This is a genomic window from Flavobacterium sp. HJ-32-4 (assembly GCF_022532105.1).
In the GTDB taxonomy this organism is placed as follows: domain Bacteria; phylum Bacteroidota; class Bacteroidia; order Flavobacteriales; family Flavobacteriaceae; genus Flavobacterium.
In genome coordinates this window covers 2,306,711-2,322,001 of record NZ_CP092832.1, presented here as the reverse complement: position 1 = coordinate 2,322,001, position 15,291 = coordinate 2,306,711, and the positions used below count along the sequence as shown (strand labels likewise).

Genomic DNA, 15,291 nt, shown 5'->3' with positions numbered 1-15,291 from the left:
GTGTCGACGCAACCCCTTTTTTTATAAATTAGACGGGTCAAACACAGGTCTTCCATGTCACTTACGCCGTTCACCAAGCAACAATTGCTTCCCCAGGAGGAGAAACTCGAAATCCGGCCTGCCCGCAGCAGCCTCCTGATCGGCATTCCCAAAGAGACCTGCTTCCAGGAACGACGCATTTGCCTCACACCCGACGCGGTAAGTTCTTTGGTGTCGCACGGCCATCGCGTAGTGCTTGAAACCGGGGCCGGACTCACCTCCAGCTATTCCGATCGGGAATACAGCGACGCCGGAGCCGGAGCCGAAATCACCGCCGATACACGCAAAGTATTTTCCTGTCCGATGATCCTCAAGGTAGAACCCGCGACCATCGACGAGATACAGATGATGCAGGACGAATCGGTCGTCATCTCCGCCATCCAGCTCAAAACCCGCAAGATGTCGTATTTCGAGGCACTGCAGAAAAAGAAGATCACCGCGTTGGCATTCGAATACATCAAAGACCACGACGGTTCGTATCCGGCCGTAAAATCACTGAGCGAAATCGCCGGCACCGCTTCCATCCTCATCGCCTCCGAACTGATGATCAACAACCAGCACGGCAAGGGACTGCTCTTCGGAAATATCACCGGAGTAGCGCCTACCGAAGTCGTCATCCTTGGCGCTGGAACCGTAGGCGAATTCGCGGCCACCGCCGCACTCGGACTGGGTGCTTCCGTGAAGGTATTCGATAATTCCATCACCAAACTACGCCGCCTGCAACACCACCTCGCGCACCGCGTCTTCACGTCGACCATACAGCCGAAAGCACTGTTGAAAGCACTCCGCCGCTGCGACGTTGCCATCGGCGCCATGCGTGGGAAAGATCGATGTCCGGTCGTCGTCACCGAAACCATGGTCGAACACATGAAAGGCGGTGCCGTAATCGTCGACGTCAGTATCGACACCGGAGGCTGTTTCGAAACCTCTGAAGTCACGTCACACGAGCGTCCGACCTTCGTCAAACACAACGTCGTCCATTATTGTGTGCCCAACATCCCGTCGCGCTATTCCAAAACCGCGTCGATCTCCATCAGCAATATCATCACGCCCTACCTGTTGCAAATCGCAGACGACGGCGGACTCGAGCACGCCATCCGCAACGACTTTGGCCTCCGCAACGGCGTGTATTGCTACCACGGCGTATTGACCAACAAAGCCGTCGGCGACTGGTTCAACCTTCCGTACCAGGACATCAATCTGCTCGTAACATAAGTTTTTGGGCGTTGCCCTCGGCGGAACGTATCCGCTATCCGCACGTTTACCCAGCCTCGTGCCAGGCTGTCCGCTATAGCTTTTTGCCCCTGTCCCGCACCATTACTCCATTCTAGAGCCAACCGACTTCCCATCACGCATACAGAGGCAAAAAGGCTGCCGCTGCCATCCTTAACGCGGCGGCTTCAAGCGTGTACTATCCTGCAAAACCTCGACCAAACCGACTCTGAACTTTTAACAAAAACGGCGGTTTTCCCGTAAAATGGTGTCGCCGGAAATCTGTAATTTGGATTTGGGGAGGGGCGCATGGGTCCCTTACGAAATCCATCCGAACCACGCGTACGGGAAAACCGCATTAATTGTTAAAATTGACCGGAGCAAAAAATCGGTTATTACAGTTAGACGCGTAAAGCCCGCCTGGCAACCAAACACAAAAGGAGAACACCAATCCCGGCTAGCGGAAGAACTTCGATGAACTCATGCCTTATCGCTTGCAATCAGGAACCTACTTGCAATATTGCGCGAAATATCCAACACGCGCTTACTCTCCAAGGCCACTCAGTATCTCCAGTGTCTAAACTGCCTCTCCATCCTCTTTCCTCTTTCCTCTTTCCTCTTTCCTCCTTCCCCCTTCCTCTTTCTTCTTTCCTCTTTCTTCTTTCTTCTTTCTTCTCTCCCCTCTCCCCTCTCCCATTTCCTAATTCCTTTCCCTATCTTTGCCCCCATGAAATTCTACCAACGTCTCGCCTACTATCTCGCCGGCTTCCTGATCGGATGCGTGTTATTGGTTACCATTTTCAACAAACGTGGACAGGATTTCAACTACCTGCCCAACGCCCGTACGCTCGATAACATTCGGAGCAAAGACCGCGTGTATTCTGCCGAGGCGCAAAAAGCACTGTCAGAAGGCTGGCTCGACACGGCTGGTGTCACTGCCATACTCCGCTACGGAACAGTCGACTTCGATAAAAGCAAAGTCGAAATCGACAGTGGGAAACTGTATGTGATTGAAGGCAAGAATATCAAAGGCCAACGCGTCATCCTCGACGTCCTTAACTGTGATTCGACGGCTGTGATCCGTTCTATTCACCGATAGTTTCTTTTTTTACAATCCCTTTTTTTGTCTGGCACGGTTTTTCGTACGCGTCAAAACGTTAACGAAAACCTAATCCTTTTGCATGGAACAACACTACGCGTGATCACGAATTGAAAACCCGATTGTTCCATTTAAAAAGGATGTATGAAAACCCATGTAACACCCCTTCTTGCCCTCGCCGGACTACTCTTTCTGTCCGTTTCCTGCAAAAGAGAAGCCGACTCGATGGAGGCTTCGAGCGACCTCGCCGCCGCCGACACCACTGGCATCGCGCCTGAACTGCCCCCACATCAGTTTATCCGAACTGCCGACATTCGCTTCCGCGTAAAAGATGTCGCGAACGCGACCGAGAAAATCGAAAGTACGGTGCGCCGTTTTGGTGGCTTTGTCACCCACACCCACCTGCGTAGCGATGTCGCCGAAAAGAAAACCGCTTCCATTAGTCTCGACAGCGTCGTGGAAACCACCCGCTACACCGTCGAGAATACGTTGACGTTACGCGTTCCGAATACCGCACTCGACACCGTCCTGACAGCAATCGGACGGCAGGCCGTATTCCTCGATAGCCGCGAGATTGATGCACAGGACGCTTCACTCGACCTGATTGCACAGCGCCTTACCCAACGCCGCAACGAGAACGCCGGAAAACGAATTGAGAAAGCCATTGACCAGAAACCGGCTAAACTCAAAGACGCCGTAGCGGCCGAATCCGACAACAGCGCGCGCCAGCAAACCGCCGACGAGGCGTATATTTCGGAACTGTCACTCCGCGACCGGGTCGCATTCAGCACCGTAACATTGGCGATATACCAAAAAGAATCATTGAAAACAGAGGTGTTACCCAACTTCGAGAATACTGCATCGCTTCGACCGCCCTTTGGCATACGTCTGTTGGAAAGTCTGCGCAGTGGCTGGTTCCTATTAGAGGGGTTTGTCTTTTTCGTGCTGACCGCCTGGCCCGTATGGGTGTTGGTCGCCTTAATCGCCCTGCTCACGCGAAAACGGCTCGTTCGCAAATTGAACTAATTCATTACCCGGATAATTCCGGGTTTTTTATTATTTTTAACAAGAGTAATCTAAATTTAGCAGAATGAAAAAATCACTACTCCTTTTTTTGTTTTTATGCAGTGCCGGGGCCGCCGTCGCCCAAACCGACTCAACCGAAGTCAGGCGCTACAATTTTCTAAAGGTCAACCTAAGCTCGGTTGTCTTTAACAACTATTCCTTCCAGTACGAGCGTGTGTTATCAAAACGCTGGTCTGTGGCACTTGGGTATCGATTCATGCCCTCTTCCAACATCCCGTTCAAAAGCAATGTCGATTCGTTCGTTGATGAAACCGATGACGCTACCCAGTTTTTGATCGACAATGCGAAGATCAGCAACACCGCCATCACACCCGAGATCCGGCTTTATCTCGGAAAAGGCTACGGACGCGGTTTCTACCTTGCGCCTTACTACCGTTACACCAAATTCAAAGCGGAAACAGTTAAGGTTGAGTACGACGACGATGCGGGTGATCCGCAAGTGCTGACGATGGGTGGCGACATAACAGGCAGTTCCTTCGGGTTGATGCTGGGTGCCCAATGGCCTATCGGCAAACACTTTGTAATTGACTGGTGGATCATCGGCGGACACGTAGGCAGCGGTTCCGGGAAAATCGAAGGCGAAACCACCCAGACGCTTAGTGCGAATGAACAGGCTCAGGTACTGGATGTTATAGAGGAATTTGATCTCCCGTTCATCGATGAGGAATTCGAAACCAACTCGAATGGTGCCTCTGTCAAAATGAATGGCGGCTGGGGTGGCATCCGGGCCTTCGGCTTGAGCATCGGCTTCCACTTTTAAGAAAAGTGACTATTTCATAAAGGCTGTCGTTGTGACGGCCTTTTTTTGTTTCGCTGAATTTTCGTTAGCGCACTACAGATATATTCCTGATAAATAATTAAATTCGCAACGTTTAAACCGTATAATTATACATCTTCAAATATTGCACCATGAGCAAAAAAGTTGTCATCGTTTCCGCCGTCCGCACGCCGATCGGCAGTTTTCTCGGAAGTCTGTCTACCGTTCCTGCCCCTAAACTGGGCGCAACGGCTATAAAAGGCGCGCTTGATAAAATCGGATTGTCGCCGGAATCGGTTGACGAAGTGATCATGGGCAATGTCGTACAGGCAGGTGTAGGCCAGGCCCCTGCACGTCAGGCGTCGCGTTTTGCCGGGTTGCCTGACAGCGTCATCGCTACGACCGTAAACAAGGTGTGTGCCTCCGGTATGAAAGCCGTAACACAGGCAGCGCAAGCCCTCATGGCCGGTGATGCCGAAGTAATCGTAGCCGGTGGAATGGAAAATATGAGCCTCATTCCCCACTACGTTCAAATGCGTACCGGACAAAAATTCGGTCCGGCAACGATGATCGACGGTCTCCAGAAAGACGGACTTACTGACGCCTACGACCAAAATGCAATGGGCGTTTGCGCAGATGCGTGCGCAACCGAATATAACATCTCACGGGAAGAGCAGGATGCCTTCGCAATCCAATCATATGAGCGTTCGGCCCAGGCGTGGGAAGCGGGCAAATTCGACAATGAGGTCGTGCCAGTAGCCGTTCCACAACGGAAAGGCGATCCGATCATGGTTACCAAAGACGAAGAATATACAAACGTGCGCCTTGATAAAATTCCATCGCTCGCACCTGTATTCACAAAAGAGGGAACCGTAACCGCCGCCAACGCGTCTACCATAAATGACGGTGCAGCCGCACTCGTGATCATGTCGGAAGAAAAAGCAACAGCACTCGGACTCAAGCCGCTCGCCTACATCAAAGGCTACGCGGATGCTGAGCAGGAGCCTAAATGGTTCACGACTGCACCGGCCAAAGCGCTGCCGAAAGCCCTCGCAAAAGCGGGTATCTCCAAAGACGATGTCGACTTCTTCGAATTCAACGAAGCGTTCTCGGTAGTGGGCTTGGCGAACGCTAAAATCCTCGGACTTGATGCGGCGAAGATTAACGTAAACGGAGGCGCCGTTTCGCTCGGACACCCACTAGGTTGTTCCGGAGCCCGTATCATCGTGACATTGCTCAACGTACTGGAACAAAACAACGCCAAAATCGGCGCTGCGGCCATCTGCAACGGCGGAGGTGGCGCATCGGCCATCGTGATCGAACGCGCGTAAATACGACGGTCGGTTTCGGCAGTCCAAAAAATGCGTGTACCTTTGCGTTTTCATTACGTAAAACGTCCTGATGTTCGGAATCTGTAATCTGGCCAACATTCCCCTGCGGGCGGAGCCCAGTGATAAGAGCGAAATCGTATCCCAAGTGTTGTTCGGCGAGCATTTTAAAGTGCTGTCGCAGGAACGGCAATGGACGCAGGTAAAACTGCAGTATGACGGTTACGAAGGCTGGATCGATACGAAACAATTCCAGGTGATTTCCGAAGCGAGCTACGATATGTTGTCGGAAGACACCATTATACTCAATGCCGATTTGGTCGAGTATGTCACGTGGGGAAACAATCTCCTGATGCCAATTCCTCTTGGAGCGTCTTTATCCTTCCTTAGCCAGCCCGAGATCAACAAATCGCAGTTTGAGTTCGAAGGGATGCGTGTGACCGGGAAAAAGCCCAAATCACAACTGATCGAAACCGCATTCCAATATTTGAACGCGCCTTACTTATGGGGAGGCAAAACGCCTTTCGGCATCGACTGTTCGGGTTTTACCCAAATGGTCTATAAGCTAAACGGCCACTTCCTGTTACGCGATGCGTCGCAACAGGCCACACAAGGCGATGCCCTCAGTTTCATTGAAGAAAGCGAACCGGGCGACCTGGCTTTTTTTGATAATGAGGAAGGTGCCATCATCCACGTCGGTATAATCATGAACGACAACTACATCATCCATGCCAGCGGCCGTGTACGAATTGACCGTTTGGACCACCTGGGAATTTACAACGCCGAAACCAACCGGCATACGCATAAATTGCGCGTCATTAAAAAAGTAATATAAAAAAAGCCGCTCTTTGGAGCGGCTTTTCTTTTAGTTCTTGGCAGGTTGCTTTTCCCGCAACGCACGCACTTCCTCTTTCAACGGACGTGCTTTGTCCATCATTTCAAGAGCGCCATATACGTTCAGTAGCGTTTCCGCTACATCCAGGTTGTCTTTGTTCAGTTCGTGTGCTTTCTCGAGATATGGAATGACCGACACAAACAAATCTTCACGCTGTTTTTTCAACGCGTCAAATTTCTTATTATCGGCCGCCGATGTACCGAGTTTGTTCATCTGGTCAACGATGTCTTTCTCTGGCTCCAGCATCAATACCGCCAGGTTCAGGTACGCATTCGTATACTTAGGATCAACAGTGATTGCCTTTTTATAGTAGTCTTTTGCCTCTTCCTTACGATTGGCCTCGTTACTAATAACACCGAGATTGTACAAAAGGTTGGCATCGGTAGGATTCTTGGCAACAACCTCTTTCGCCAGACGCTCATACGATACCATATCTTTTGTTTTGAGATACAAGTCCATCTCACTCAAAACGAGCGATGAATCTTCCGGATTGGCCAATTGCGCATCCTTAATGGCTTTCTTCGCTTCCTCTATTTTGCCCTGATCAATTAAAATCAAGGCAATGTTCTTATAGATTTCACCTCGTTGAGACGGAACTTTCTCATCTCGCGGTGCCTCATGCGTTTTCAGTTTCACGTAATTGTCGCGATCCGTTTTAGTCGGAAAACTCTCTTCCTGACCCGACGCTACGTTCTTTGCATAAAACAACGTTTTCTCACCTGAATAATTCAGGTCTTTCAACATTTGGTAATACTCCAGTGCCTTGGGATAGTCTTTTCCTAAGACAGCATAGTTGGCAGCGTAGTAGAGTTTCTCCTGGTCTTTCTTATCCAGCAGGTAAATATTGTAGAGTACGGACGACGCGGGCTTATACTGCTGTATCTTGCCCAACTCAACTGCGTAACCAAGTAACATGGGACGGAACCAACCCAACGTTTCATTAATATCGTCTGTATACTGTTTCTTTCCCGTCTTCTTCTCATACTCCAGTACGCCATTCACCGATGACGTGAACTCGGCAACAGCCTCCGGCGACGCTACCTTCATCAATTGTTCAGGAGTGGGCGTACCTGTTGTACTCAATTCAACGAGAGGAAGCATTCCCTTGTAAAAAGCGGTATAAACTTTATCGCTTTCTTCCGTCGATAAAGTCTGCAACTTCTCTAAGTTTGCTTTATAGTCCTGAACATCGTTAGCCGAAGGCTTCTCTTTGGCGTAGATTTTCTTCAACGCCTTCAATTCGTCTTTCTGTGCTGAAACCGCAACAGAGGCTATCAATGCCGCAGCGACGAAAAATTTATTGATTTTCATATACTTCACGATTTAGTTGTTCTTTATTCTTCTTCGCTTTCGAAATCGTCCGCTTCGTCTTCTGCGTCATCATACGTCACCGGTGCCTGAGCCGTAAATCCTTCGACCGGCATTTCTTTCGTCACGTCGTCTTCCGGATTGACCTCGGCATTCTCAGCCGCTTCCTCCTTCATTACTTTCGTAACCGCCGCGATCGAGTCATTTCCTTTCAGGCTGATCAAACGAACACCCTGCGTGGCACGTCCCATTACGCGAAGATCGGCTACGTCCATACGGATCGTGAGTCCGGATTTGTTGATGATCATCAAATCGTCTTCGTCCGTTACGTTATTGATCGACACCAACTGTCCGGTCTTCTCGGTAATATTAAGTGTCTTCACTCCTTTACCGCCGCGGTTGGTGATACGATAATCTTCCAGGGCCGAACGTTTTCCGTAACCCTTTTCAGATACCACAAGAATCTCCGACTCCGGATCATTGACCGTTACCATTCCAATTACTTCATCCTGCTCATCGGCGAGCGTGATGCCACGCACACCGGAAGCAGTACGTCCCATCGGACGCGTCTTATGCTCTTCGAACCGCACCAACTTTCCGGATTTCACCGCCAATAGGATTTGGCTGTTTCCGGTCGTCAGGCGTGCTGCCAACAGTTCGTCGTCTTCGCGGATCGTAATCGCCGCCACGCCATTCGCACGTGGACGTGAATATTGTTCGAGTGGTGTTTTCTTCACTTGTCCTTTCTTGGTCGCCATAACCAAGAAGTGGCTGTTGATGTACTCTTCACTGCGGAGGTTACCCGTACAGATGAACGCCTTTACCTTATCGTCGTTCTCAATGTTGATCAGGTTCTGGATGGCACGTCCTTTGCTGGTCTTGCTGCCTTCCGGAATTTCATACACCCGCATCCAAAAACACTTCCCTTTCTGGGTAAAGAACAACATATATTGGTGGTTCGTCGCCACATACATATGTTCCAGGAAGTCTGCGTCGCGTGTACCGGCACTTTTCTGCCCCACGCCACCACGGTTTTGTGTTTTGTATTCGCTCAACGGTGTGCGTTTGATGTAACCGGCGTGCGAGATCGTGATGACCACGCTTTCGTCGGCGATCATGTCTTCGATACTTACATCACCTCCGGAGTACTCGATGACCGAACGACGCTCATCGCCGTATTTGTCACGCATTTCGATGAGTTCTTCCTTGATGAGTTCCATACGGAGTTCCTTGCTCGCCAACAACGCTTTCAACCGCTCGATGAGTTTCATGATATCTTCGTACTCGGCGCGCAGTTTGTCCTGCTCAAGACCCGTAAGCTGACGCAAACGCATCTCTACGATGGCCTTCGACTGTATATCCGAAAGGTTGAAACGCGCCATCAATTTCTCACGCGCTTCGTCGGTATTGGCCGAGCCACGGATAATAGCGATAACCTCATCGATATTGTCAGACGCAATGATGAGTCCTTCGAGTATGTGGGCCCGCTCTTCCGCCTTCCGCAATTCATATTGCGCACGACGCACCACCACATCATGGCGGTGTTCCACGAAATAGTGGATCAGGTCTTTAACATTCAGCAACTGCGGACGTCCTTTTACCAGTGCAATGTTATTGACACTGAAAGACGACTGCAGCTGTGTATATTTAAACAAGGTGTTGAGGACCACATTCGGCACGGCATCCCGTTTGAGGATGTACACGATCCGCATACCATTACGATCCGATTCGTCACGGATGTTGGAGATACCCTCGATGCGTTTCTCGTTGACGAGGTCCGCCGTCTTTTTGATCATCTCCGCTTTGTTTACCTGGTACGGTATCTCGGTAACGATGATGGCCTCGCGTCCTTCTACTTCTTCAAAACTCGTTTTCGCACGGATGACGACGCGGCCGCGACCGGTCTTGAAGGCCTCGCGCACCCCTTCGTATCCATAGATTACACCGCCCGTTGGGAAATCCGGCGCTTTGATGTGCCCGATGATTTCGTCGATCTCAATCTCGGGATTGTCAATATAGGCAAGCGTTCCGTTGATGACCTCCGTCAGGTTGTGCGGGGCCATGTTCGTTGCCATACCTACCGCGATGCCCGACGCACCGTTGACGAGCAGGTTCGGTATTTTTGCCGGAAGCACTTTTGGTTCCTCCAGTGTATCGTCGAAGTTCAGCTGGAAGTCGACCGTTTCTTTGTCGATATCCGCCAACATCTCTTCTGAAATTTTCTTCATTCGCGCTTCGGTGTATCGCATCGCCGCCGGGCTATCCCCGTCGATGGAACCGAAGTTTCCTTGTCCGTCGACCAACAGGTAGCGGAGACTCCACTCCTGCGCCATACGCACCATGGTATCGTAAACGGAAGAATCGCCGTGTGGGTGGTACTTACCCAATACTTCACCGACGATACGGGCCGATTTCTTGTGGGCCCGGTTTGACAAAACGCCCAATTCATACATACCGAAGAGCACGCGGCGGTGCACCGGCTTGAGTCCGTCGCGCACATCCGGCAGCGCCCGTGACACAATGACCGACATCGAATAATCGATGTAGGCGGACTTCATTTCGTCCTCTATATTGATGGGGATCAACTTTTCTCCGTCAGACATAAACGTAATTCGCTAGATTAAAACTATTTGGTTTGAAAAATCCCGCTAATATAAGGTTTTCGCCCCGGTTAAGGGGTGCCTGAAGGGACATTTTTAACGTAAATTATCAACAAAAAGCCGGGTAGCCGCCGTTAATAATTTACCACGGAATTAACGTCGGCTTTACGATATTTTTCGTCTATTAGCTGACAAGCTGACCGATGGGAACGGTTATTGCTTTTCAATACCCGAATACGTACATTTACGAGAACCAAGTTAGAATTATGGATGATAATTTTTCGCCACGGGTAAAGGATGTCATCACGTACTCCAAAGAAGAAGCCCTGCGCCTCGGCCATGACTTCATCGGTACGGAACACCTTATGCTGGGGATTCTGCGGGACGGCAACGGCAAAGCCATCAACATCCTGAACAATCTTTCAGTCGACCTCGAGCACCTGCGTCGCAAGGTCGAAATACTGAGCCCGGCAAATCCGGCCGCGATAGAAAGCGGTAATGAAAAGAAGAACCTCCACCTGACACGCCAGGCGGAACGCGCCCTAAAGACCACGTTTCTCGAAGCGAAGGTCTTCCAAAGCACTTCGATCAGTACGGCGCACTTATTGTTGTGCATACTGCGGAATGAAAACGATCCCACAACCAAATTGCTGAATAAACTCAAGATCGACTATGATTCAGCAAAAGAACAATACCTGAATATGATGCCAAACGAAGAAGAATTCATGGAAAACCTTCCCCGGAATGAATCTTACAATGATGATTCCGGACAAGATGACAGCCTAAAAGAAAGCAGTTTCAATAACCCCGCCAATAAGTCGAATAAGAAATCGAAGACACCTGTTCTCGATAACTTTGGTCGCGACCTCACCGAACTGGCGGAAGACGGAAAACTCGACCCGGTCGTGGGCCGCGAGAAAGAAATCGAGCGTGTTTCCCAGATCCTGAGCCGTCGTAAGAAGAACAACCCGCTGTTGATCGGTGAACCCGGAGTGGGTAAATCGGCCATTGCGGAAGGACTCGCCCTTCGGATCATCCAGAAGAAAGTGTCGCGTATCCTTTTCAACAAACGCGTCGTTACCCTTGATCTTGCCTCGCTGGTAGCCGGCACCAAATACCGCGGCCAGTTCGAAGAGCGCATGAAAGCGGTGATGAACGAGTTGGAGAAGAATGACGATATCATCCTCTTCATCGACGAGATCCACACCATCGTCGGTGCCGGTGGCGCTACAGGCTCGCTGGATGCCTCGAACATGTTCAAACCGGCGTTGGCCCGGGGTGAAATCCAATGCATCGGAGCTACGACGCTGGATGAGTACCGTCAATATATTGAGAAAGATGGAGCGCTGGAACGCCGTTTCCAGAAGGTGATCGTAGAGCCGACTTCGGTTGAGGAAACGATTACCATCCTCAACAATATCAAGAACAAATACGAAGACCACCACAACGTCACCTATACCCAGGAAGCGATCGAAGCCTGCGTGAAGCTGACCAACCGGTATATGTCGGAACGTTTCCTTCCAGACAAAGCCATTGATGCGCTTGACGAAGCCGGAAGCCGCGTGCACATCACCAACATCGACGTCCCGAAACAGATCCTGGATCTGGAACGTCAGTTGGAGGAAGTCCGCGAACTGAAAAATACCGTCGTCAAAAAACAGAAATACGAAGAAGCTGCCAAACTTCGGGATGATGAAAAACGGATCGAAAAAGACCTTGCCATCGCACAGGAACAGTGGGAGGAAGATTCGAAAAACAACCGTATCGTCGTAACCGAAGACAACGTGGCGGATGTCGTATCGATGATGACCGGCATCCCGGTAAACCGCATCGCCCAGACCGAAAGCAACAAACTGGCGAAATTGCCGGATCTTATTAAGGATAAAGTCATCGGCCAGAACGAAGCGGTGCTGAAAATCGCCAAATCGATCCAACGGAACCGTGCCGGCCTGAAAGATCCGAACCGCCCGATTGGCTCGTTCATCTTCCTTGGACAAACGGGTGTGGGTAAAACCCAACTCGCGAAGGTCCTGGCGAAAGAACTGTTTGATTCAGAGGATGCGCTCGTTCGTATCGACATGAGCGAATACATGGAGAAGTTTGCGATTTCCCGTCTTGTCGGGGCGCCTCCGGGATATGTAGGCTATGAGGAAGGCGGGCAATTGACCGAGAAAGTACGTCGCAAACCGTATTGTGTGGTCCTGCTTGATGAAATCGAAAAGGCCCACCCGGATGTATTCAACATGATGCTCCAGGTATTGGACGACGGCTTCCTGACCGACAGCCTGGGCCGTAAGATCGACTTCAAGAATACCATCATCATCATGACATCGAACATTGGAGCGCGTCAGTTGAAAGACTTCGGGCAAGGTGTTGGCTTCGGCACAGCGGCCAAGATTTCACAAGCCGACGAGCATTCGAAAAGCGTGATCGAAAACGCGTTGAAGAAATCGTTCGCACCCGAGTTCCTGAACCGTATCGACGACGTCATCGTATTCAATCCGCTTGAAAAACACGACATCGACCTGATCATCGAGATCGAATTGAAAAAGCTGTATGCACGCATCGCCGACCTCGGCTACAACCTTCGTCTTTCCGATGCGGCCAAGGCGTTTATCGCCGATAAAGGTTTCGACAAGCAGTTCGGGGCACGTCCGTTGAAACGCGCTATCCAGAAGTATGTGGAGGATGCGTTGGCAGAAGAAATCATCACGCACAAGATTGGTGCGGGCGATGAAATCTTCATGGACCTTCAGGAAGGTTCTGACGAACTTTCGGTGAAAGTGCAGAAAGCCCAAGAGCCCACGAATTAATAAATCGTTATTGCAATATGAAGCCCCTGTTAATGCAGGGGTTTTTTATGCGCAAAAGCGACGAACGATGCGTAAACAATAGTACATTTGGGACGTAATCCGGTTCAATAATGAACGAGAAAGTCGTCGTCGGCAGTGAGGAATGGTGTTCCCTCCCCGACCTGAATATCCCGGCCATCAAAGTGCGCGTCGACAGCGGCGCCAAGACCTCGGCCCTACACGCTGTCAATATTGCCCCTTTCGTCAGAGAAGAGGAAAACTGGGTCCGTTTCGACGTGAACCCCATACAGGACAACATCAAGACCGTCGTGCATTGTGAAGCCCGGATCGTCGACAAGCGTATCGTCAAGAGTTCGTCGGGTTTCCGCGAACAACGCTTCGTCATCCTGGTCGATCTCCACATGAACGGAAATTCATGGCCGATTGAGGTTACACTCACTAACCGCGATTCCATGGGATTTCGGATGCTGTTGGGGCGCGAAGCGATGATTGGCCGCATTGTCGTCGATCCGGCGGAAAAATACCTGATGGGGCAAACGACACCTTCCAGCCTTAAAGCGCTTTACAAAGGTGCGGTAGCACCCAAATCGGGTTTGCGGATTGGCTTGTTGGCCAGCAATCCCGCGCTGTACAGCAACCGACGGATTATGGAAGCCGGCGAAACCCGTGGCCATGAAATGCACTTCCTGAACATCCGGGAGTGCTACATGAAACTCGATGCGACGAAGCCGGAAATCCACAACCGCGACGGACGTGTATTGAATGATTTCGATGCCATCATCCCCCGCATACGACCCAATATCACCTTCTACGGATGCGCCCTCACCCGGCAGTTCGAAGCGTTGAAAGTCTTCTGCCTGAATTCATCGGCGGCGATCGCACAATCGCGTGACAAGCTGTTTTCGTTGCAATTGCTGCTCAACCACAATATCGACATACCGACGACCGGTTTTGCCCATTCACCGCTCGACACCGACGACCTTATCAAAATGGTCGGTGGTCCGCCGTTGATCGTCAAACTGTTGGAAGGCACGCAGGGCAAAGGCGTCGTATTGGCCGAAACCAAAAAGGCAGCCGAATCGGTCATCAACGCTTTCAAATCGTTGAATGCCAACATCCTGGTACAGGAATTTATCAAGGAAGCCAACGGGAAAGACCTTCGGTTATTTGTCGTTGATGGAAAGGTCGTAGCGGCCATACAGCGGGAGGCGACGCCAGGGGAATTCCGCGCGAATATTCACCTCGGTGGTTCGGCGGCCGTAATCAAACCTACGAAAGAAGAACGCAAAATTGCCATGAAAGCCGCCAAAGCAATGGGCTTGCAGGTAGCCGGAGTGGATATCATCCGGTCGGCCAAAGGGCCGTTGCTGCTGGAGGTAAACTCGTCACCCGGACTTGAAGGCATCGAGGGCGCGACCCACATCGACATTGCAGGCGAAATGATCAAGGCTATCGAAAAACACTTCAAACCATGACACATTGGTTCCCGTATCTCGACATCGTACTTCGCAGTGCCGCCGTTTACGTCTTTATGGTAGTAGCGCTTCGCGTGTTTGGGAAGAAGGAACTCTCGCAACTCAACACCTTCGACGTGATCCTGATCCTGTTGATCAGCAACGCCGTGCAGAATGCGATGGTCGGACCCGATGTGTCATTGGCAGGCGGTTTGGTCGCCGCGGGTGTATTATTCCTGCTGAACTTTGGTTTGAAGAAAATCGTACGTCGCTCGTCACTCGTGTCGGAATGGCTGGGTAACAAACCGGAAATCCTGGTGCACGACGGCAAAGCCGATTTCAAGATGCTGGCCCGCCTCGATATTACGTCGGATGAACTGATGGAAGCGATCCGCGAGCATGGCCTGGAACATATTACAGACGTGCAATTAGCGATGCTGGAGCCGGACGGGAATATTAGTATTATTAGTGGGGAAAAGGAATTGCGACAAACGCGGCATAAGAGGAGGAAGAAACTGAGGAACTGAGGAATTGAGTAACTGAGGAACTGAGAAACTGAGTAACTGAGGAACTGAGGAACTGAGGAATTGAGGGACTGAGAAACTTAGGAATCGAGGAACTGAGTAAGTGAGTGATTGGGGATAACTTTCGATTGAAATGTTAAGTGCGGAAAACCCGTAACTAAAATCGAAACGGGGAT

At 50.7% G+C, this 15,291-nt stretch carries 12 protein-coding genes; 9 read left to right on the top strand and 3 right to left on the bottom strand.

Going from position 1 to position 15,291, the window contains the following annotated elements; genetic code table 11:
• Positions 1 to 54 precede the first annotated feature (54 nt).
• On the top strand, positions 55 to 1,254 hold the full coding sequence (locus MKO97_RS09665; protein WP_241103014.1) for an alanine dehydrogenase: 1,200 nt from the start codon (positions 55 to 57) through the stop codon (positions 1,252 to 1,254).
• A gap of 558 nt (positions 1,255 to 1,812) precedes the next feature.
• Here the strand turns inward: MKO97_RS09665 and MKO97_RS09660 are convergent.
• Positions 1,813 to 1,980 (bottom strand): hypothetical protein, encoded by a 168-nt coding sequence (locus MKO97_RS09660; protein ID WP_241103013.1) that lies wholly within the window; start codon positions 1,978 to 1,980, stop codon positions 1,813 to 1,815.
• On the opposite strand from MKO97_RS09660, the gene MKO97_RS09655 reads away from it, so the two are divergent.
• The 5 genes from MKO97_RS09655 (at position 1,979) to MKO97_RS09635 (ending at position 6,356) form a co-directional block, all read left to right on the top strand.
• Positions 1,979 to 2,350, top strand: coding sequence for a DUF4258 domain-containing protein (locus MKO97_RS09655; RefSeq protein WP_241103012.1), 372 nt, complete (start codon positions 1,979 to 1,981; stop codon positions 2,348 to 2,350). The two genes, MKO97_RS09660 and MKO97_RS09655, sit on opposite strands and share 2 nt — an antisense overlap.
• A 144-nt stretch (positions 2,351 to 2,494) precedes the next feature.
• A complete protein-coding gene (locus MKO97_RS09650) occupies positions 2,495 to 3,376 on the top strand; it encodes a DUF4349 domain-containing protein (protein ID WP_241103011.1) in 882 nt (293 codons plus the stop codon).
• A gap of 64 nt (positions 3,377 to 3,440) precedes the next feature.
• Positions 3,441 to 4,196: a DUF3575 domain-containing protein gene (locus MKO97_RS09645; protein ID WP_241103010.1), complete on the top strand. Its 756-nt coding sequence runs from the start codon at positions 3,441 to 3,443 to the stop codon at positions 4,194 to 4,196.
• A gap of 149 nt (positions 4,197 to 4,345) precedes the next feature.
• Positions 4,346 to 5,524 (top strand): acetyl-CoA C-acyltransferase, encoded by a 1,179-nt coding sequence (locus MKO97_RS09640; protein ID WP_241103009.1) that lies wholly within the window; start codon positions 4,346 to 4,348, stop codon positions 5,522 to 5,524.
• A 70-nt stretch (positions 5,525 to 5,594) separates the two neighbouring features.
• Positions 5,595 to 6,356 (top strand): NlpC/P60 family protein, encoded by a 762-nt coding sequence (locus MKO97_RS09635; RefSeq protein WP_241103008.1) that lies wholly within the window; start codon positions 5,595 to 5,597, stop codon positions 6,354 to 6,356.
• 30 nt (positions 6,357 to 6,386) lie between these two features.
• Here the strand turns inward: MKO97_RS09635 and MKO97_RS09630 are convergent, their stop codons facing one another.
• Positions 6,387 to 7,727 carry a tetratricopeptide repeat protein gene (locus MKO97_RS09630; protein ID WP_241103007.1) on the bottom strand — a complete coding sequence of 447 codons (1,341 nt, stop codon included), beginning with the start codon at positions 7,725 to 7,727 and terminating at the stop codon, positions 6,387 to 6,389.
• Between the two features lie 23 nt (positions 7,728 to 7,750).
• Positions 7,751 to 10,327: a DNA gyrase subunit A gene (gene gyrA, locus MKO97_RS09625; RefSeq protein WP_241103006.1), complete on the bottom strand. Its 2,577-nt coding sequence runs from the start codon at positions 10,325 to 10,327 to the stop codon at positions 7,751 to 7,753.
• Between the two features lie 263 nt (positions 10,328 to 10,590).
• Here gyrA and MKO97_RS09620 point away from each other — a divergent pair, with 263 nt between their 5' ends.
• The 3 genes from MKO97_RS09620 to MKO97_RS09610 all read left to right on the top strand — a co-directional run bounded on the left by MKO97_RS09620 (position 10,591) and on the right by MKO97_RS09610 (position 15,118).
• The gene (locus MKO97_RS09620) at positions 10,591 to 13,137 is read left to right on the top strand and encodes an ATP-dependent Clp protease ATP-binding subunit (RefSeq protein WP_241103005.1); all 2,547 of its coding nucleotides are present in this window, start codon (positions 10,591 to 10,593) and stop codon (positions 13,135 to 13,137) included.
• Positions 13,138 to 13,247: 110 nt separating this feature from the next.
• Positions 13,248 to 14,612, top strand: coding sequence for a 30S ribosomal protein S6--L-glutamate ligase (rimK, locus tag MKO97_RS09615; protein WP_241103004.1), 1,365 nt, complete (start codon positions 13,248 to 13,250; stop codon positions 14,610 to 14,612).
• Positions 14,609 to 15,118, top strand: a complete 510-nt coding sequence (locus MKO97_RS09610; RefSeq protein ID WP_241103003.1) for a DUF421 domain-containing protein — start codon at positions 14,609 to 14,611, stop codon at positions 15,116 to 15,118. Before rimK ends, MKO97_RS09610 begins: the two co-directional genes overlap by 4 nt.
• Positions 15,119 to 15,291 lie beyond the last annotated feature (173 nt).

Excerpts from the sequence above, each read along its gene's own strand:
- MKO97_RS09665 (WP_241103014.1), top strand. The coding sequence starts at position 55 with ATGTCACTTACGCCGTTCACCAAGCAACAATTGCTTCCCCAGGAGGAG.
- MKO97_RS09655 (WP_241103012.1), top strand. The coding sequence starts at position 1,979 with ATGAAATTCTACCAACGTCTCGCCTACTATCTCGCCGGCTTCCTGATC.
- MKO97_RS09660 (WP_241103013.1), bottom strand. The coding sequence starts at position 1,980 with ATGGGGGCAAAGATAGGGAAAGGAATTAGGAAATGGGAGAGGGGAGAG.
- MKO97_RS09650 (WP_241103011.1), top strand. The coding sequence starts at position 2,495 with ATGAAAACCCATGTAACACCCCTTCTTGCCCTCGCCGGACTACTCTTT.
- MKO97_RS09645 (WP_241103010.1), top strand. The coding sequence starts at position 3,441 with ATGAAAAAATCACTACTCCTTTTTTTGTTTTTATGCAGTGCCGGGGCC.
- MKO97_RS09640 (WP_241103009.1), top strand. The coding sequence starts at position 4,346 with ATGAGCAAAAAAGTTGTCATCGTTTCCGCCGTCCGCACGCCGATCGGC.
- MKO97_RS09635 (WP_241103008.1), top strand. The coding sequence starts at position 5,595 with ATGTTCGGAATCTGTAATCTGGCCAACATTCCCCTGCGGGCGGAGCCC.
- MKO97_RS09630 (WP_241103007.1), bottom strand. The coding sequence starts at position 7,727 with ATGAAAATCAATAAATTTTTCGTCGCTGCGGCATTGATAGCCTCTGTT.
- gyrA (WP_241103006.1), bottom strand. The coding sequence starts at position 10,327 with ATGTCTGACGGAGAAAAGTTGATCCCCATCAATATAGAGGACGAAATG.
- MKO97_RS09620 (WP_241103005.1), top strand. The coding sequence starts at position 10,591 with ATGGATGATAATTTTTCGCCACGGGTAAAGGATGTCATCACGTACTCC.
- rimK (WP_241103004.1), top strand. The coding sequence starts at position 13,248 with ATGAACGAGAAAGTCGTCGTCGGCAGTGAGGAATGGTGTTCCCTCCCC.
- MKO97_RS09610 (WP_241103003.1), top strand. The coding sequence starts at position 14,609 with ATGACACATTGGTTCCCGTATCTCGACATCGTACTTCGCAGTGCCGCC.